The 19,053-nt window shown below is 64.9% G+C and carries 16 protein-coding genes and 1 riboswitch; of the genes, 13 read left to right on the top strand and 3 right to left on the bottom strand.

Annotated features, from left to right (window positions below):
- Window positions 1-58: 58 nt before the first annotated feature.
- Window positions 59-2,098 (bottom strand): methyl-accepting chemotaxis protein, encoded by a 2,040-nt coding sequence (locus Q1W26_RS06125; RefSeq protein WP_300437230.1) that lies wholly within the window; start codon window positions 2,096-2,098, stop codon window positions 59-61.
- A 464-nt stretch (window positions 2,099-2,562) separates the two neighbouring features.
- Here Q1W26_RS06125 and rph point away from each other — a divergent pair, with 464 nt between their 5' ends.
- Genes rph through hemW form a run of 3 tightly spaced genes read left to right on the top strand, consistent with a single transcriptional unit; the run spans window position 2,563 to window position 5,186 of the window.
- Window positions 2,563-3,312: a ribonuclease PH gene (gene rph / locus Q1W26_RS06120; RefSeq protein WP_300437227.1), complete on the top strand. Its 750-nt coding sequence runs from the start codon at window positions 2,563-2,565 to the stop codon at window positions 3,310-3,312.
- A 20-nt stretch (window positions 3,313-3,332) separates the two neighbouring features.
- A complete protein-coding gene (rdgB, locus tag Q1W26_RS06115) occupies window positions 3,333-3,926 on the top strand; it encodes an RdgB/HAM1 family non-canonical purine NTP pyrophosphatase (protein WP_300437224.1) in 594 nt (197 codons plus the stop codon).
- A 33-nt stretch (window positions 3,927-3,959) separates the two neighbouring features.
- On the top strand, window positions 3,960-5,186 hold the full coding sequence (gene hemW, locus Q1W26_RS06110) for a radical SAM family heme chaperone HemW (RefSeq protein WP_300437221.1): 1,227 nt from the start codon (window positions 3,960-3,962) through the stop codon (window positions 5,184-5,186).
- Between the two features lie 16 nt (window positions 5,187-5,202).
- Here hemW and Q1W26_RS06105 read toward each other — a convergent pair whose 3' ends face one another.
- Window positions 5,203-6,123, bottom strand: coding sequence for a GNAT family N-acetyltransferase (locus Q1W26_RS06105; protein WP_300437219.1), 921 nt, complete (start codon window positions 6,121-6,123; stop codon window positions 5,203-5,205).
- 277 nt (window positions 6,124-6,400) lie between these two features.
- Between Q1W26_RS06105 and Q1W26_RS06100 the strand changes: the two genes are divergently transcribed.
- From Q1W26_RS06100 to metW, 8 genes are all read left to right on the top strand, one after another.
- Complete coding sequence (locus tag Q1W26_RS06100; protein ID WP_300437216.1) at window positions 6,401-7,654, top strand: class I SAM-dependent methyltransferase; 1,254 nt, start codon at window positions 6,401-6,403, stop codon at window positions 7,652-7,654.
- Between the two features lie 14 nt (window positions 7,655-7,668).
- Window positions 7,669-8,610, top strand: a complete 942-nt coding sequence (gshB, locus tag Q1W26_RS06095; protein WP_300437213.1) for a glutathione synthase — start codon at window positions 7,669-7,671, stop codon at window positions 8,608-8,610.
- Between the two features lie 32 nt (window positions 8,611-8,642).
- Window positions 8,643-9,677 (top strand): FAD:protein FMN transferase, encoded by a 1,035-nt coding sequence (locus Q1W26_RS06090; RefSeq protein ID WP_300437306.1) that lies wholly within the window; start codon window positions 8,643-8,645, stop codon window positions 9,675-9,677.
- An 87-nt stretch (window positions 9,678-9,764) separates the two neighbouring features.
- Complete coding sequence (locus Q1W26_RS06085; protein WP_300437211.1) at window positions 9,765-10,148, top strand: PTS fructose transporter subunit IIA; 384 nt, start codon at window positions 9,765-9,767, stop codon at window positions 10,146-10,148.
- A 46-nt stretch (window positions 10,149-10,194) separates the two neighbouring features.
- Window positions 10,195-10,464, top strand: coding sequence for an HPr family phosphocarrier protein (locus Q1W26_RS06080; RefSeq protein ID WP_300437208.1), 270 nt, complete (start codon window positions 10,195-10,197; stop codon window positions 10,462-10,464).
- Between the two features lie 28 nt (window positions 10,465-10,492).
- Complete coding sequence (gene ptsP, locus Q1W26_RS06075) at window positions 10,493-12,214, top strand: phosphoenolpyruvate--protein phosphotransferase (protein WP_300437206.1); 1,722 nt, start codon at window positions 10,493-10,495, stop codon at window positions 12,212-12,214.
- A 36-nt stretch (window positions 12,215-12,250) separates the two neighbouring features.
- Window positions 12,251-12,330, top strand: a riboswitch (SAM riboswitch).
- 44 nt (window positions 12,331-12,374) lie between these two features.
- Window positions 12,375-13,499: a homoserine O-acetyltransferase gene (locus Q1W26_RS06070; RefSeq protein WP_300437204.1), complete on the top strand. Its 1,125-nt coding sequence runs from the start codon at window positions 12,375-12,377 to the stop codon at window positions 13,497-13,499.
- 10 nt (window positions 13,500-13,509) lie between these two features.
- A complete protein-coding gene (metW, locus tag Q1W26_RS06065; RefSeq protein WP_300437201.1) occupies window positions 13,510-14,100 on the top strand; it encodes a methionine biosynthesis protein MetW in 591 nt (196 codons plus the stop codon).
- 567 nt (window positions 14,101-14,667) lie between these two features.
- Here metW and Q1W26_RS06060 read toward each other — a convergent pair.
- Window positions 14,668-17,652, bottom strand: coding sequence for an SUMF1/EgtB/PvdO family nonheme iron enzyme (locus Q1W26_RS06060; protein WP_300437199.1), 2,985 nt, complete (start codon window positions 17,650-17,652; stop codon window positions 14,668-14,670).
- 147 nt (window positions 17,653-17,799) lie between these two features.
- On the opposite strand from Q1W26_RS06060, the gene Q1W26_RS06055 reads away from it, so the two are divergent.
- Together Q1W26_RS06055 and Q1W26_RS06050 are read left to right on the top strand one after the other, a co-directional pair.
- Window positions 17,800-18,432, top strand: coding sequence for a toll/interleukin-1 receptor domain-containing protein (locus tag Q1W26_RS06055; protein ID WP_300437197.1), 633 nt, complete (start codon window positions 17,800-17,802; stop codon window positions 18,430-18,432).
- Window positions 18,433-18,608: 176 nt separating this feature from the next.
- Window positions 18,609-19,052 carry a hypothetical protein gene (locus Q1W26_RS06050; RefSeq protein ID WP_300437195.1) on the top strand — a complete coding sequence of 148 codons (444 nt, stop codon included), beginning with the start codon at window positions 18,609-18,611 and terminating at the stop codon, window positions 19,050-19,052.
- The last annotated feature ends 1 nt before the right edge of the window (window position 19,053 follow it).

Raw genomic sequence — 19,053 nt, 5'->3', positions numbered from 1 at the left:
CCTGAATTCATTGTTTTCAAGCATTTGCCCGACCCAAGTCGGGCAGCAGCCTGGATGATCAAGTCCTGAATCGGGAAATGCTCGTCCGGATCTGCCTCGTCAGCACCTCCATTTCACGCGCGGCGTCGGAGGTCGAGCGGGCCTGGGCGTGGTTCTGCACTGCTTGCTCGGCGATGGTTTCCACGTTTCTGGCGATCTCCCGGTTGGCGGCACTCTGTTCGCGCAGGGAGTTCGAAATCCCGATCACCGCATCGCTGACCTGCGTCGCACCAATCTTGATATCCGCAATGCGGCCGCCGGCCTCACCGGCAAGGGAAACGCCCTCCTGAACCTGCCCTTCGCCCATGGTCATGCTTTGAACGGCCTTCGCCGCGCCGGCCTGGATATCATCGACCATCCGCGTAATCTCTTTTGTCGACAAGCTGGTTCGCTCCGCGAGCTTGCGCACCTCGTCCGCCACGACGGCGAACCCGCGGCCTGCCTCACCCGCACGCGCAGCTTCGATAGCCGCATTCAAGGCCAGCAGGTTGGTCTGGTCAGCGATTTCCCGAATCACATTCACGATCTGTGAGATGGCCTTGGACTCGTCGCCCAGATGCAGCACCGCCTCGGCCGACTTCTTGACCGTGTCGGCGATCATGGACATGCTCGATATCGCCTGATTGATCACCTCGATCCCGGAATCCGAGACATCGCCCGAGCTTTCTGCAAGCCCCCTGCAGGATTGCGCGTGCTCAGCCACCTGCTGGATGCTCTCCGTCATCTGCTCCACCGCGCCAGCCATCACCACGGCCGACTGGCTTTGCGTCCCCGAGCTCGAGGCAACGGCGTCGGAGGCCAGCGATAGCGTGTGGGCGCTTTCCGCCAGGCCCTGGATGCCGGCATCGATTTCTCCGATCATGCTCCGGAGGTGCGTGCTCATGCCGTCGACGGACCGGAGCAATTCCCCGACCTCATCGGCGGAATCGGCCTGGATGTGCTGGGTCAGGTCACCGTCGGCCACGCGCTGAGTCACGGCAAGTGCCTGGCGCAGCGGGTGAGTGATCCAGTGTCTTGTCGCGATCACCATGGTTCCCACCAGGATCAGCGTCACAACGATTGCAGCAACCGCGATCTGGATCTGGAGGGCACGCACCTCGTGGACAAACTCGTCCGAGTCAGCACCGGCGGCCACCAGCCAGCCCCATTTCTCAAAGGGCTGAACCGCGACGAGCTTTTCCCGTGCCTCCTTCTCGCCGGCGTTCTGCCACCAGTAGCGCGTGACACCAGTGCCTTTCTCGATCAGGGTGCGCGCAACGGACACCCCTTGACTGTCCTTCACGTCCATCAGGTTCTGGCCTTCGGCAGCGGGGTGAATCACCGCCATGCCAGGCACAATCGAGGCATCCAGCACAAACACATAGCCGGTGTCGCCCACCTTCACGGACTTCACCTTGTCCTTCAGCGCCTTGATGCTCTCGGTAAGATCCAGGCCCACGAAGGCGATCCCGATCACCTTGTCCGCCTCGTCCTTGATGGGCAGGTAGCGGGTCATGTAGTCCTTGCCGAACAGCGTGGCCTTGCCCACGTAGGGCTTACCTTCGAGCAGCAGTCGGTAGGCTGGATGCTTTGCATCCAGAGCGGTGCCGGTTACGCGCGCACCGCCCTTGTTCTTTACCGACGTGGTGACACGGAAGAAGTTGTCTCCGTCCCGCACGAAGAGGGTCGCGACGCCCCCCGTGAGGCGGGAAAACTCATCCACCTGGGCAAAGTTGTTGTTGAAGACGACATCCCCCCCTTTAAGGGCCGGAAGGGTTTTCTCACCCGAGGCCACGGAGTGGGCCGGATCAACACTCATCCTCTTTGGCAGGCTGGCCGCAAACGTGGCGCCCAGCAAGCGTGCGCTCTCCTCCAGCGAACTGGAATAAGCGCCCATCATGTCCACAACCTGCTGGTTGGTGAGTTGCAGCTCTTTAACCGCGCGCCGCTCCAGGCTATCGCCGAGCCAGTAGGTCAGCAAGCTGCCCACCACAAGGAAAACGATGGAGATGATCACCGTGAGGGCAGCATTGAGCTTGCCCGCAATGCTGGATCCGAACCAGTGACGAAGTGCATTCATATTTTTCTTTCTGTTTTTGTAATGGGCAGACAGTTTCTAAACGGCGCCCCAGTGCCCGTCTTGAGTACAGGCTTGATGGCCATGGGCGGCAGCACGGCCTATGTTTGATCTCTGTCAGACGGAATCGCCATCACCGATCGCCGACAACCCGCGTTGGCGGCATCTGATGGACGCGCTGTTGTCGGCAGGAATTGCCTGGACTTGACGCAAGGGTTTGCTGCCGAGCACCTGGCGCGATCAAATATGGCATTTGTATTTTCAAGCCCGACAGGGGCCAGCCCGAAAGCCTGAGCCCTGACCGGGTGAACTATGCGCAGCCCACACATCAGCTGTGACCACTGGCTACAATGGAAGCTGACCACAGCAATCCGTGCAGCCAGACGCATAGCCCGCAAATGGCGAAACACCTGAAAGCCTTGCAGCAAAAGGATTTCAGCTACCCATAAAAATCCATGCAAATTCAAATGACCGCACCTTCCCTGCCCGAAAACTTTGCCCGTCCCAGCGGCCGCGCGCCCTCCGAGCTGCGGCCGATCCGCATCACCCGCGGCTTCACCCGCCACGCCGAAGGCTCGGTACTCATCGAATTTGGCGACACCCGTGTGCTGTGCACCGCCAGCGTCGAGGAATCGGTGCCGCCCTTCCTGCGCGGCAAGGGCCAGGGCTGGCTGACGGCCGAATACGGCATGCTGCCCCGAGCCACCCACACGCGCAGCCCGCGTGAAGCCGCCAAGGGCAAACAGAGCGGCCGTACCCAGGAAATCCAGCGCCTGATCGGCCGCAGCCTGCGCGCGGTGGTCGACATGAACGCCCTGGGCGAGCGCCAGATCACCATCGACTGCGACGTGCTGCAGGCCGACGGCGGCACCCGCACCGCCGCCATCACCGGCGCCTGCGTTGCAGTGCATGACGCCCTCCAGGGCCTCGTCAGCGCCGGCAAGCTGGCGGCCAACCCGATGCGCGATTTCGTCGCCGCCGTGTCGGTGGGCGTTTACAAGGGCGTGCCGGTGCTCGACCTGGACTACCCGGAAGACTCCGACTGCGAAACCGACATGAACGTCGTGATGACCGGCTCCGGCGGCTTTGTCGAAGTGCAGGGCACCGCCGAAGGCTCGCCGTTCTCCCGCACCGAACTCGACGCCCTGCTGGAACTTGCCGGTGACGGCATCGCCCGGCTCGTCAGCGAACAGAAAAAAGCGCTCGGCATCGCCTGAGCCCCAACCGGAGCCGCGCCATGAAACAGCTCGTCCTCGCCAGCGGTAACGCCGGCAAGCTCAAGGAACTCGCCGCCCTGCTCGCCCCGCTGGGCATCGAAGTGCTGCCCCAGTCGGCCTTCAATGTCTCCGAGGCCGAAGAGCCGCACCCCAGCTTCATTGAAAACGCCATCGCCAAGGCCCGCCACGCCGCGCGCGCCACCGGCCTGCCGGCGCTGGCCGACGATTCCGGGCTGTGCGTCGACGTGCTTGGCGGCGCCCCCGGCGTACTGTCGGCCCGCTTTGCCGGCGAGCCCAAGTCCGACCAGCGCAACAACGCCCTGCTCCTCGAACGCCTGGCCGGCGAAACCAACCGGCGCGCCCGCTTCTACTGCGCCCTCGCGCTGGTCCGCCACGCCGACGACCCGCAGCCGCTCATCGCCTGCGGCGAATGGCACGGCCAGATCCTCGACACCCCGCGCGGCCAGGAAGGCTTTGGCTACGACCCGCTGTTCCTCGTCACCGAGCTTGAGCAGACCGCCGCCGAAATCCCTTCCGAACTGAAGAACATGCTGTCCCACCGCGGCAACGCCTTCCGCCAGCTGCTCGACAAGCTGCGCGCCGAAGCCGCCTGACCTTCAGCCCCGTCTCACCGCTCAAATCCATTCATGGCCGAACCCAGGATCATTCCGATCACCCCAAAAGCTGCGCCGAAGCCTGCCGTCGGCGCCAGCCCCTGGGAAGCACAGCTCACCGCCTCACCGCCGCTGTCGCTTTACGTGCACTACCCGTGGTGCGTCAAGAAGTGCCCTTACTGCGACTTCAACTCCCACGCCGTGCGCGACGAAGGCATCCCCGAGGCGGCCTACATCGAAGCCCTGGTGGCTGATCTCGAAAGCGCCCTGCCGCAGATCTGGGGCAGGCGCGTGCACAGCATCTTCATCGGAGGCGGCACCCCCAGCCTGATCAGCCCCGACGGCCTGGATGAACTTCTCACCGCCATCCGCATGCGCGTGCAGCTGGATCCGCTGGCCGAAATCACCCTCGAAGCCAACCCCGGCACCGTTGATTCGGGGCGCTTCAGGGCCTTTCGCCAGGCCGGCGTCAATCGCCTGTCGGTGGGCATCCAGAGTTTCAACGAAGGCCACCTGCAGGCTCTCGGGCGCATCCACGGCCGTGCCGACGCGATCGCCGCCGCCGAAGCCGCGCTCACCCACTTCGAGGCGGTCAACCTCGACCTGATGTATGCGCTGCCCGGCCAGAGCCTCGCCGAGGCCGAGGCCGACCTGGCCACCGCACTGGCCCTCGGCCCCACGCACCTGTCGTGCTACCACCTCACGCTGGAACCCAACACCGCCTTCGCCGCCAATCCGCCGGTGGTGCCCGACCCGGACGCCTCGGCCGACATGCAGGACCACATCGAGGCGCGCCTCGGCGAAGCCGGCTACGGCCACTACGAAACCTCGGCATTCGCCAAGCCGAATCGCGAGTGCCGGCACAACCTCAACTACTGGACTTTCGGTGATTACCTGGGGATTGGCGCCGGCGCCCACGGCAAGCTCTCGTCCCACGCCGGCATCGTGCGCGAAACCCGCCCCAAGAGCCCGGCGGCCTACCTGGCCGCCCGACAAACGGGCGAATTCGTGCAGGAACGGCGCGACATCACCGCCGCCGAGTTGCCTTTCGAATTCATGATGAACGCCCTGCGCCTCAACCAGGGCTTTCCCCGGCGGCTGTTTGCCGAGCGCACCGGCCTGCCCTTCGAGGCCGCCGAGGAAGGGCTGCTCAAGGCCCGCCAGCAGGGCTTCATCACGGTCGATGGCGACACCGTCCGTCCGACAACCCGCGGCCGCCACTTTCTCAACGAACTGCTGATGCTGTTTCTCGCTGCCTGAAGCGCCCTGCCCGGAATCAGTCCAGCAACGCCAGCTGGGCGCGGATCAAATCCGACGCCGGGCTGGCGCCACCGGCACCCGACGAGCGCGAGGACAGGCCATAGGCCGCGAGCAACAGCCGGTTGCGCAAGGTGGGGCGGAGATTCAGCACCACCGCGCTGCGTAATGCGCCATTGGCAAACTGGCGCTTCAGTTCGCTCTCGCCGGGGCGAAAATCCACGTAGCGGTAGCGCGGATCGGCAAACAGGCGCTGAAAGGCCTGCAAGTGAGTGATGGTACCGGCCGACCACTGGCGAAAATCGTCCCGCTCGCCGGAGCAGACATACTGCAGCGTCTCGCCCGACGCCAGCAGGCACACGCAGGCCACCGGCATCGAATCGGCAAACAGCACAAAACCCTTCAACTCGCCCCGCTCGGCCGCCGGGCCGGGTTCGATGTCCGCCCCCGGAATGCCGGAGACGCCACCCGTGGCGCCAATCGCTGCGGCGTGCCGGCGAAACTCGGCGATCTCCCCGGGCCTGCTGTATTCCCGCAGGTCAAGCCGGCCGGCTCCCGCACCGTCACGGCCGAACTGGTCGATGAAGCGCGCCTCGTCCCGCTCGAAGGACTCGCGGGTCTTGGCCGAAAAACGGCCCTCCAGAAAGCGGTCGTAGCAGCCTGCCCAGGCCAGGTAATGCCACACGTCGCGAGTCAGCACGTAGGCGATGCGATTGTCGTGGACGGTGTGGGTACGCCACCCCGGATCGGCGACGCAGCGCTGAAGCATGCCATCGACACCTGACGGGAGGCTCTGCTCAGCCAGCTCGCGGGCGGCCCGTCCGCCAAGCACGTCGGGGAGCGACGCCTCACTCACGGCCAGGCGCAACGGAACGGAAAAAAGATGCTTGCCGCGAACAATGAAGGGAAGCGAAAAAATCCTGTGCGGAAGGTGAGTCATGCAGCACTTTCGATAAACATCGGGGTCACCGCCAGATCTGCCCAACGGGACACCCGGCACGCCTCGCTGAATAGTTATTTAACATTCCGGCGAATAGTACAGAGGCATCCATCGGCAAACCAAACCCGGAAACATATTTGCGCAAATTCGTTAATTACTTGGCGGCCCGCACGACAAACCTGTGAGTTTGTACCCACGACGGGCAACACTGGCCTGCCTGCCCCGCTTCCTGCACAATTCGCCAGCCCTCGCATTTGCCGCCCCGATGCAACCCCTGATGCAATCCTCCCCGTCACCCGCCCCGATTCCGGACATCTCGACCCTTGGCCAGGTGTTCACGCCCGAGCCGGTCGTCCGCTGCATGCTGCGCCTGCGCCAGAACGCCGGACGCGCGCTGGAGCCTTCCTGCGGCGACGGCGCCTTCCTGAAGCACCTGCACAACGCGGTCGGCATCGAACTCGATGCCCGCCAGGCTCCGCCGGGCGCCCTCACCATGGATTTCTTCGCCTACCCCGAAAGCGAAAAATTCGACTCGGTGATCGGCAACCCGCCCTATGTGCGCTACCAGGACATCTCGCCGGCCACCCGCGCCCTGCTGCGCCAGGACGGCTTCGACGGGCGCAGCAACCTGTACCTGTTCTTCATCGAAAAGTGCGTGCTCCACCTCGCGCCGGGCGGCGAGCTGATCTTCATCACCCCGCGGGATTTCCTCAAATCCACCAGCGCCCGCCAGCTCAATCGCTGGCTGCACGAACGCGGCACCATCACCCACGCCATCGAACTGGGCGACGCCCGCGTGTTTGCCGGAGCCCTGCCCAATTGCCTGATCTGGCGCTACGAACTGGGCAACCTCAGCCACAACACCGCCTGGGCACGCATCGGCCAGGGCGACGACCTCGCCGCCAGCCTCGAATCCCCGCCCTGGCAGTACCGGCATTTCTCCGAGTGCGCCGGCCACCTGCTGTTCTGCCACGGCGAATACAGCCTCAGCCTGGCCGACGTGGCCAGCGTGAGGGTTGGCGCGGTATCCGGCCTCGACGCCATCTACGCCAACGAAACCAGCGGCAACCGGGATTTCGTCACCTCATCCACCGCAGGCAGCGGTCAGACCCGCCGCATGATCTGGTGCGAACCAGGCGAACCCCCACCGGAAGTGCTGCTCCCCCACCACGACACCCTGATCGCCCGGCGTATCCGCGCCTTCGACGAGAACAACTGGTGGCAGTGGGGCCGCGGATACCCGCAAACCGACGCGCCGCGGGTTTACGTCAACACCAAAACCCGCCGGCCGAACCCCTTCTTCCTGCACGCCTGCCCCCACTTCGACGGCGCGGTGATGGGCGTCTTCCCCCATCGCCGGGATGTGAATCTCGATGCCTTCCGCGACGCCCTCAACGCCGTGGATTGGGCTGACCTGGGTTTCGTGTGCGACAAGCGCTACCTCTTCACCCAGCGCAGCCTCGAAAACGCGCCGCTGCCCGACAGCTTCCGCGCCTTCCTGCCCGCCATTACAGCCGAACCCACCGCCTGACCCCGGAGCTACCGATGAAATTTGCCTTCATCCTCGACCCCCTCGATCAACTCAAGGCCTACAAGGATTCGAGCATCGCCATGATGCGTGCCGCCGCCCGCCGCGGCCACGAAGTCTTCGCCATTCAGCGCGACGCCCTGGTGTGGGACGGCGGCACCGTGTCCGCCCAGGCCCTGGCCATCACGCCCACCGACGGGGACGACGCCTGGTACGTACCCGGCGCCATGTCCAACCCGCCGCTCACCGCCTTCGACGCCGTGCTGATGCGCCAGGATCCGCCCTTCGACTTCGAGTACATCACCGCCACCTGGCTGCTCGAGAGGGCCGCCCAGGCCGGTGCGCGCATCTTCAACCAGCCCCGCTCGATCCGCGATCACTCCGAAAAAATCGCCATCACCGAGTTTCCGCAGTTCATCCCGCCCACCCGGGTGGCACGCGCCGCGGACGACATCAACGCCTTCATCGACGCCCACGGCGACACCATCCTCAAGCCCCTCGACGGCATGGGCGGCAGCCAGATCTTCCGCGTGCGCGCCGACGACCCCAACCGCAACGTGATCATCGAAACCCTCACCCACGAGGGCAGCCGGACGATCATGGCCCAGGCCTACCTGCCCGCCATCTCGGGCGGCGACAAGCGGGTGCTGATCATCGGCGGGCAGGTCGTCCCCTACTCGCTGGCGCGCATTCCCAAGGCCGGCGAAACCCGCGGCAACCTCGCTGCCGGCGGCCGCGGCGTAGCCATGCCGCTCACCGAGGGCGAACGCGCCATCGCCGAATACCTCGCCCCCATCCTGTGGGCGCGGGGCCTGCTCATCGTCGGCCTCGACGTGATCGGCGACCGGCTCACCGAAATCAACGTCACCAGCCCCACCTGCATGGTCGAGATCACCGCGCAAACCGGCTTCGACGTACCCGGCGCAGTCATCGACGCCCTCGAGAAAGCGTGCGCCTGACCCTGCGTCCAAAGCTTCGCGCCGGCAGCAGGCTGGCCGCGCTCCTCTGCGCGGCCAGCCTGCTGGCCGGCCTGCTCGGCGGCTGCGCCCGCGAACGCCTCCAACAGCAGGAAGCCTACGTCTTCGGCACCCGGGTCGAAGTGCTCACCTGGGATGCATCCGAAGACACATCCCGGGCCGCCGTAGCCGAAGTGCTGCGCGAATTCGACCGCCTGCACCGGGCCTATCACGCCTGGGAGCCCTCCGAGCTTACCGCCCTCAACAGCGCTATCGCCGCCGGACAGACGAGCATTCCGGTGTCACCCGAGCTGGCCACCATGCTCACCGACGCCAAGGCCATCGCCGCCACCGGCGACGAACTCTTCAACCCGGCCCTCGGCCATCTCATCGCCCTGTGGGGCTTCCACTCCGACACCTTCAAGCCGCTCAGGCCCGACCCGGCCGAGCTTGCCGCGACCATTTCCGCCCACCCGCAAATGGCCGATCTCAGCATCGCCGACAACCGGGTCACCAGCCGCAACCCGGCGGTGCAGCTCGACCTCGGCGGCTACGGCAAGGGCTACGCGCTCGACCGCGCCGCCACCATTCTCAAGGCCCGCGGCGTGAGCAACGCCCTGATCAACATCGGCGGCAACGTGCTGGCGCTGGGCAGCAAGGGCGATACGCCCTGGCGGGTGGGTATCCAGCACCCCCGCGAACCACGCCCGCTGGCCACCCTGCCGCTGCGCGACGGCGAAGCGATCGGCACCTCGGGCGATTACCAGCGCTTCTTCGAGCTCGATGGCGAGCGCTACTGCCACCTCCTTGACCCGCGCACCGGCCACCCCGCGAAGGGAACCCAGGCCGTCACCCTGCTCATCACGCCGCGCGCCCTCGCCGGCACCCTGTCGGATGCCGCCAGCAAACCGGCCTACCTCGGCGGCGAACGCTGGCGCGACTACGCAAAACGCTTCGGCATCGACCACGCCCTGCGGGTCGACGCCACCGGCCGCATCGAAGTCACCCGCGCCCTCAACGACCGCCTGCAGTACGGCGAAGGCCTCAAGCCGGCCGCCATCCTCGACTGAACCCGGCGGCCCTTTCCGCTTGACGCACCGCAAGCGTCCGGGTTATTCCGACTTGCCGGCCGGGCCCCTTCGGATAGAATTGAGCGAATGATCGGGATCCTCCTCATAACCCACGGCGCCCTCGGCGAAGCGCTCATCCAGTGCGCCTGCCACGTGATGAACCGTCGCCCGCTGCAGCTGATGCAACTGGGCATGGCCGGGCAGGACGATCCCCTCGACGCACTCCCCCTCGCCCGTCGCCTGCTCGAAATCACCGACACCGGCGACGGCGTGCTGATCCTCACCGACATCCTCGGCGCCACCCCTGCCAACACCGCGGCCAAGCTCCTCGAGCCCGGCCGGATCGAAGGCGTGGCGGGCGTCAATCTGCCGATGCTGCTGCGCGTGATCACCTACCGGGAACGCAGCATGGACGTGCTGGTCAAGAAAGCAGTGGCCGGCGCCTGCGAAGGCGTCGCGCACATGAAGTAAAAACAAAAAACCCGATACCACATCGAGGACGACAGGAAAGACACCGATGCCACGCCAGGACGCAAACATCATCAACAAGCTGGGCCTTCACGCCCGCGCCTCCGCCAAGCTCACCCAGACCGCCAGCGCCTACGCCTGCGACGTGTGGCTGGAGCGCAATGGCCGGCGAGTCAACGCCAAGAGCATCATGGGCGTCATGATGCTGGCCGCCGCCAAGGGCAGCACCATCGTCATCGACACCGAGGGCAGCGACGCCGACCAGGCCATGGCCGCCCTCCAGGCCCTCATCGCCGACAAGTTCGGGGAAGGCGAATGAGCATCCGCCTGGCACAGGGGGCGCGCCGATGAGTTTCACCGTCCACGGCCTCGCCGTCTCCCAGGGCATCGCCATCGGCCATGCCCATCTGGTTTCGCACGCCCTGCTCGAAGTCGCCCACTTCACGGTGGCCCCCAAGCACGTCGAAGCAGAAGTCCTGCGCCTGCAAAAGGCCGTCGCCGCCGTCAAGACCGAGCTGGCCGGCCTCAAGGCCGCGTCGGGCGCCGGCTCGGCACCGTCCGAAGTGGATGCCTTTCTCGGCATGCACATCATGTTCCTCGAAGACCCGATGCTGGTCGACGCGGCCGAAGCCCTGATCCGCACCCGCCGCGCCAACGCCGAATGGGCGCTGGTGCAGCAGATGGAGCAACTGGTCGAACAGTTCGAGGCCATCGAGGACGCCTACCTGCGCGAGCGCAAGGCCGACGTGGTGCAGGTCGTCGAGCGCATCGTCAAGGTGCTGCTCGGCCACCCCGGCCACCTGCCGCCCAAGCGCAAGGACGGGCTGGGCACCATCGTCGTCGCCCACGACCTTTCGCCCACCGACACCATCGGCTTCAAGGAACACGCCGTCGCCGGCTTCATCACCGACGTCGGCGGCCCCACCGGGCACACCGCCATCGTCGCCCGCAGCCTGTCGATTCCGGCCGTGGTGGCGTTGCGCCACATCCGCCATGTGATCAAGGACGACGAGCTGATCATCATCGACGGCACCCGCGGCGTCGTCATCGTGGCCCCCGACGAACGGGTGCTCGAGGAATATCGCCTGCGCAAGGCCGCGGTCGAACTCGAACGCTCCAAGCTCAAGCGCCTCAAGTCGATGCGCGCCGCCACCCTCGACGGCGAAGAGGTGCAGATCCTCGCCAACATCGAACTCCCCCCCGACGCCGTGCAGGCCAAGGCGGTCGAGGCCGATGGCGTCGGCCTGTTCCGCACCGAGTTCCTGTTCATGAGCCGCGACACCTGGCCGGACGAAGACGAACAGTTCGAGGCCTACAAGTCCGTCGTCAAGACCATGGCCGGCAAGCCGGTTACCGTGCGCACCCTCGACGTGGGCGCCGACAAGGAACTCGAAGGCGCCACCCGCACCGAGGACAACCCGGCCCTCGGTCTCAGGGCCATCCGCTTCTGCCTGTCCGAGCCGAAGATGTTCCTGATCCAGCTGCGCGCGCTGCTCCGGGCCAGCCACTTCGGGAAGCTGAAAATCCTGATCCCGATGCTGGCAAGCAGCCACGAGATCGACCAGACCCTGATCCTGCTCGACAAGGCCAGGGCCCAGCTGCGCGAACGCAAGATCAAGTTCGACGAAGCCGTGCAGGTGGGCGGCATGATCGAGGTGCCCGCCGCGGCCCTGTGCCTGGGCGCGTTCACCCGCAAGCTCGACTTCCTGTCGATCGGCACCAACGACCTGATCCAATACACGCTGGCCATCGACCGGGGCAACGAGGCCGTCGCCCACATGTACAACCCGCTCCACCCGGCCGTGCTGCGGCTCATCCACATGACGATCCAGGCCGGCGCCAAAGCCGGCATCCCGGTGTCGGTGTGCGGCGAAATGGCCGGCGACCCCGACTGCGCGCGGCTCCTGATCGGCATGGGCCTGCGCCAGTTCTCGATGCATCCGGCACAAATCCTGGAAGTCAAACAGGAGATCCTGCGCGCCGATGCCGTCGATCTCACCCCCAAGGTGCAGCGCCTGCTCAAGCTTGACGAGCCCGACCGGGTGCGCGAAGCAGTCGAGAAATTGTAGGGCGGGTTTGACTCGGGGCTGCGCCGCGCGCTAATCTTCACCTCCAGCGCCGATTTGAACCCTCCAGCTTGCGGGCGCTTTAAAAATACGGCTAAAGCGACGGCAGCCCAGTCCGCGACCGTTCGCAGACTGGGTTTTCGTTTTTTGGGACGAAACAGGAATGCAAGCACAATCCGTCGGAAACGTCGTGCCCCAGCGGGCACATTTCAGCACCGCGCTCCCCCTTAAAAGCGGTGGCGTACTGCCTGAATACGACCTGGTTTATGAAACCTACGGCACCCTCAACGCCGCCCGCAGCAACGCGGTGCTGGTGTGCCACGCCCTCTCGGGCTCCCACCACGTGGCCGGCACCTACGCCGGCAAGCCCGGCTCCGAAGGCTGGTGGGACAACCTCGTCGGCCCCGGCAAACCCCTCGACACCGGCAAGTTCTTCGTCATCGGCGTGAACAACCTGGGCGGCTGCTACGGCAGCTCCGGCCCCAACGCCATCAACCCGGCCACCGGCAAGCCGTGGGGCGCCGACTTTCCCTTCGTCACCGTCGAAGACTGGGTCGACGCCCAAGCCAGGCTGGCCGACCGGCTCGGCATCGAACGCTTTGCCGCGGTGGTCGGCGGCAGCCTTGGCGGCATGCAGGCCCTGTCGTGGACGCTGCAATACCCCGACCGGGTTGCCCACGCACTGGTCATCGCCTCGGCGCCCAAGCTCACCGCCCAGAACATCGCCTTCAATGAAGTCGCCCGCCAGGCGATTCTCAAGGATCCGGAATTCCACGGCGGCCACTATTACGAGCACGGCGTGGTGCCCACCCGCGGCCTCGCGCTGGCGCGCATGATCGGCCACATCACCTACCTGTCGGACGACGCCATGGGCCAGAAATTCGGCCGCAACCTGCGCCACGACAAGCCGGTGTTCAGCTACGACGTGGAATTCGAGATCGAATCCTACCTGCGCTACCAGGGCGACAAGTTCGCCGGCTTCTTCGACGCCAACACCTACCTGCTCACCACCAAGGCCCTCGACTACTACGATCCGGCCTTCGACTACGAAGGCGACCTGGTGGCCGCGCTGGGCCGCGCCAAGGCCGACTACCTCGTGGTGTCATTCAGCACCGACTGGCGCTTCGCCCCGTCCCGCAGCCGCGAGATCGTCTATGCGCTGATGCACAGCGACCGCCGCGTCAGCTACGCCGAAATCGACTGCGCCGCCGGCCACGACTCCTTCCTGCTCGACGAGCCCCAGTACCACGCGGTGCTGCAGGCCTACATCGACAACATCCGGGTGTGAGGACCGCGCCATGAGTTTCCAACGCTACGACTACGACGTGATCGCCAACTGGATCGAACCCGGCGAACGGGTGCTCGACCTCGGCTGCGGCGACGGCAGCCTGCTGCGCTATCTCAGCGACGTGCGCCAGGTGCGCGGCTACGGCGTCGAGAACGACCCCGAGCGCCTGGTGGCCTGCGCCAAAAACGGCATCAACGTCATCCAGATCGACATGGAACAGGGCCTCGCCGGCTTCGACGACGGCTTCTTCGACCACGTCATCATGAGCCTCTCGCTGCAGGCCATGCGCAACACCCAGGGCATCCTCGCCGAAATGCTGCGCGTCGGCCGCGAAGCCGTCGTCAGCTTTCCCAACTTTGCCTACTGGCGCCATCGCCAGGCCATCCTCAACGGCCACATGCCGGTGTCGAAGAACCTGCCGTACCAGTGGTACAACACCCCCAACGTACGCTTTTTCACCATCGCCGATTTCGACGAGCTGTGCGCCACGGAAGGCATCATCATCCGCGAGCGGCTGGCCTTCGACGAAGGTAAGGTGATCGTCGAGGAACCCAACTTCCTCGCCAGCGTGGCCCTCTACCGCCTCGCCCGGCCAAGCTGAACAACCGGGCCGCCGCCGGCTCCAGCAATGGGCCGGCGCGCGCGGGTCAAACCCCCGAAGAAAATTCAGGGTTTTGCTGTCGGCACGCGCCCACTCCGCCGAGTAAACAGCAAAAAGACCCAATCACCTGAATGATTGAGCCTAGAAGCTTGAAACTGGTTGCGGGGGCAGGATTTGAACCTGCGACCTTCGGGTTATGAGGCTGATGATTAACATCAATGTTAATCGTAGCCAGGTGTCACAAGACCGGCCTTAAACGTCAATCAGATCATAATCTGTTGATTTATAAGAAATCTTTTAACGCCGCTCTTGTGACGGTCTTCCCCGATTTCGGGAGCAGCATCCACAAAAGTTGTCACAACTACCGTTTCAACCAACTGCAGAGGGCGCGACTATACCTTGACCGTCGGGTTAACGCAAATCACTCGTCGTGTTCTGCTTGGTGTGCGGCCCGGGAGGGCTGTACCCACCCCCGCGGCCTGTCTGCCAAGGCCTGCCGAATGCCCGGGTTGCGGCAGGACTCGGCTGAAAAACGGCCAGCGGCGGGCGCTACGCGCCGCCCAGTGGTCAGCGGCTCGGCGTTTCAGCGCCCAGCGAATCGGCGTCCCGCGGATCGATGGGGGAACCACGACACACCCGAAAGCCGAAGCTGTAGTAACGGTTGCCGGGCGAGTTGACGCCGCGGGAGGCAGCGCGGCAGTAATCCTGACCGCGGTTCCAGGCCCCGCCGCGCAGCACACGGAACAGCTGGTCTTCATTGCCACGTCTAACAGGGTCTGTCTGCGAGGCCGAATCGAAGGGCGCAGGAGCATCCTCAGCCCACTCCACCACATTGCCGAGCATGTTGTGCAGCCCAAACGGCGGCTCCCTGTCTTGCTTCTCTCCACGTTGGGTGACAGGCCATGGACCTTCTTTTCCATCACAATTGACATACCCTTCCTCGTAGCGTCCTCCCCACCAAAAGGCTGTGCGGGTGTCGCCACGCGCCGCGTACTCCCACTCGGCTTCCGTCGGCAGGCGCCATCTCTTCTCCGGATCGGGGTAGCGGGCATTGAGCCACTCGATGTAGGCATTCGCGTCACACCAACTGACTTCGATTGCCGGCAGCTTGAGATCCTCCAATGAAGTGATTGGCGGATATTCCGGGGCGGGGACAGTTCTGCATTCGGCCCGTTGGCTACCCTTTTCGCCCGAGTCCCGCAGGAAGAAGATGTACTCCAGCCGGGAGATTTCATACTTGCCGAGGCTGTAGGGCTTGGTCAGGGTCACGTCGTGAACCGCGTTCGACTGATCACATTTGAACCTGCTCAGTCCGGAATCCTCTTCCTCGCCATCGAGGACCTTATCTGCGTCCCGCTTCGGGTCGCACCCCATCTCAAACGTCACCGGACGGTCCGTGACGATATCCACGAGCTCGGGTGGGGGTGGAGTGTCTATGCCCAGGCTCCACTTGATATCCAGCCAGATCATCTCCTTCGGCAAGCGATGGCGGTCCGCCCAGCGTTCCACCTCCCGATAGTACAGCCCGAACACAACACCCAGCACGGCCAACACCCATAGCCCGGCATGCACTCGGCCCACCCGCCTGCTCCACCGCAGGAAACGCGCCTCCACGCAGTCCGGATCAACCACCACCAGCGGGCGATAGGCCAGCAAATCTGGCCAGCCGGCCAGATGCCACCAGCGCCCCAGCCACCGACTTTTGCTCCAGGCCAGTGCCTGCTTCTTCAGGCGGCGTAGCTGATCGCCACGGTCGGGATGAGCGGCGATGTAGTCAAAGAGCGTTGGCCAGTAGCCAACCGGCTTGCCTTTGTCGTCCTTGCCCCGGGCGCGGATCAGGGTTTCGTGAATCAGGTCCACATGCCCAAGTTGTCTGCCGTTCTCGTCTTTGACGGGCTTGCCGTCGGCACTCTGTTCGGCGGCCACCACGATCAGGCGGAGGCCTTGATGGACCATGGCGGGGGCGTTCTCATCGGGATGACCGGACAGGCGGCGCACGATGTGCTCGCCGACGTCGTCGCGCCCGGCACCCGCGGTGAGGATGGCATCGCGCCGGCTGATGCGCTGGCGGGTGTTGCGCCCGTCGTCATTGACGCAGGTGAGGCGCAACAGCAGCTCCAGGGCACCTTGACGCCCCCGACCTGCAGCACTGACCTTCAACTTGATCTCGGCATCGATGCGGGTGAGCAGGCGGTCGGCCTGGCTGGCCAGGATGCCGGCCAGTTTGCCCAGGCTGCGATACTTCTCGCCACTGAGGCGTTTGCCTTCGGGGCCCTCCCGTTTTTCCCACAGCACGCTCAGGGCGTTTTCCACCAGCGGCAGGGCGCCGGCCATCTCCTCGCGGGCGTCTTCGAGGATGGCGGTGCGCACCTCGCTCACATCCAGCCCGGCCAGGGTGGCGGGGCCGTCGATGACTTTACGCAAGCCCTGCTCGGAGATACTCGGCAGGAAGTATTGCCGACACGTGGTGTTGTACGGCCCACCCAGCCTGGGCAGTTGATCGAAGCGGTCGAGAAAGTCGGCACGAACGGTGGTGATCAGGAAAAATGGGCACCCCGGGTCTTGCAGGGCATGGGCCAGCAGGGCCTCGAAGGTGTTTCGCCCGGCCTCGTCGGCAAAGGTGAACAGCTCTTCAAACTGGTCGATGACCAGCAGGAAGGCCCGTCGCTGATCCGACCCGTAGGCGCGCAGGGCATAGGCCAGCTCGCGCTCGCCCCGCTCCAGTTGCGCCCGGCGCTTGCCGATGTCGCGTCGCTCCGGCGCGTCGATCAGGCCCCGCTCAAGTACTTCGGCGAGCATTTCAACCGGCTCCTGGCCGGGCACCATGGGGCCGAGAAGCGTCCACTGCTCAACGCCGGTGCGGGCCCACAGGGCGCCGCTGCGGATCATGGGCATGAGGCCGGCCTGCACCAGGGACGACTTGCCCGCGCCGCTGTTGCCCGTCACCTGCAGCCAGCGGGTGTACTGGGATCGGCCATATCCGGCGAGCTGGGTGGGGTCGGACTCGGTGGCGTCGCCCAGCAGGGCCAGGGCCGCCAGGGTCTCGCTGCGGCGGCCGAAGAACTGCTGCGTGTGGTCCTGGGTGAACACGCCCAGGCCGCGGAAGGGATTGCCCTGGAAGGTCGGCCGGGTGTCCTGAAGACTCTGGCGCTTACGCAGCGCCTCGATCAGTGATGAGGGGAGTTCGGAGATACCATCCCAGCGGGTTGCCTGAAATAGGGCAAGGAAGGACGGGAGGCTTTCGGGTGTAGCGTCGGGGAGCAGAATGGGGAAGATGGGCAGGCGCTTGGCGTCGTCATCGGGCTGATGATGTCGGATCAGCGCCACCTCGACCTCGGCGCCGATCCAGCGCTGCACACCATCCCGCCCTACCTGGACGACAAAGGCGTCGCAGCAACTAACGGCCGTCTGCAGGCGGCTGAGCCAGCGGTCACCTGAACGCAGGGAGGCGTCGTCCTTGAAGACCTGCAGGCCGGCCCGCTCAAGGGCTGCTCTCAGTGCGCTGGCCGCCGTGTTGTCGTTGCGACTGTAGCTGAGGAAAATCTCGCTCATGGGCATGTCCCGGTCGACGCTGGCAGCTGTGTTGAAAACTCATTTTTCCACAAAGTATGCCATCCACTATGCACCAGCGCCCGGCGGGCCGGAGCACAATCCAGGCAGGGGTGACCCCGTCAGAAACCCGAGAATGGAGCTTGCGCCATGGAGTACGACGTCTTTCTCTCCCATTCCAGCAAGGACAGGGCCGACGTGGACCGGGTTCGGGATGAACTCGAGGCACTGGGCTACCGTGTCTGCGTAGACTACGAGGTGCTCCCGACGATCACGCCAGATGAGGTGACACGAGACACCGCCGACGCACTGCTTGAAAAAATGCGGGAATGTTCGTCGCTGGTCTATGTGCTGTCGCCAGGGTCGGCTTCATCCCAGTGGATGCCCTGGGAGATGGGTTTCTTCGACGGCGCCAATGGAGCGGTCTTCATCTGGCCGGTAGACGAAGAGGCTGAGGCTTACGCGAAGGAGCGTCGCTATGTCGATCTGTATCAAAAGGTGCCGGCCACGGGGCGCAAGGCCTACCTCGAGAAGCACCTGCCTCGGGAGCCTCGCCCTAAAGTGATGGAGTGCCCGCCGGTGGCCCCGGTCGATTTCCACCCGCCTCCTCCACCCCTCTTCGGCCTTGGCCAGGAGAGGGCTACCGAAGGGTTCGGGCAGCGTCTTCCGGCAATGATGCTTGACCCCACGCAGGCCATGCAGGCTGCAACCGAGATCCTCTATGCCTGGTGGCGCCTGTGGGGGCTGATGCCGCCATCGCAAAGACCGAGGGACGAGGACTGAGGGTGAGACCTTCTTGCCCGCGTTGTGTGAGCGGTTCGATAACAAGCGAGCAGCCATGTGAGTTTGTAGCGACCTTTACCCAGAATCGGACTGGCGACCGATGGCAGCGATAGCTTCTGGGGGCGCAGGCCGCAGGCCGATCACCAGAGAAAGCTCATATCAAGAGGGATGACGACATGAAATGGAGAGATCTGCTAACGAACTGGGGGCTGACCAAGCTGCAGTTGAAAGCCGGCTTCGTGGAGGCGGAGTTCACGCCGCAGGATGCCGACCGCAATGCTGCGTGGGAGTTGTACATTGAACTCGCTACCCGCGTCAGCACCCAGCCGTTACCACCTGATGAGGGTGTGGAGAAAACTGCACTTGCCAGCCTGCATTCTCTGTTCGCGTCGACACGGGACATTCTGAAGCGGCATGGCCCCGGCGCCAGCAAGTTTGCGCCGGTGGCGATCGCGGTGCTCAACGACATCCTGAGGCCTTTCCTGACGCGCTGGCATGCCGATTTCGAGGCAGCCTGCTCGCTCGATAAAGCCGAACAGGATCTTTTTCGTAAGCAACTGGAGGCGCTACGACAGGACATGCTTGCATATGCTGAGCTTCTTGCGCGGATTGCAGAGTAGC

The sequence above is a fragment of the Zoogloea sp. genome, assembly GCF_030157465.1.
Classification (GTDB): Bacteria; Pseudomonadota; Gammaproteobacteria; order Burkholderiales; family Rhodocyclaceae; genus Zoogloea.
Note: the sequence above shows the minus strand (reverse complement) of the source record. Positions and strands in the feature narration are given on the sequence as shown.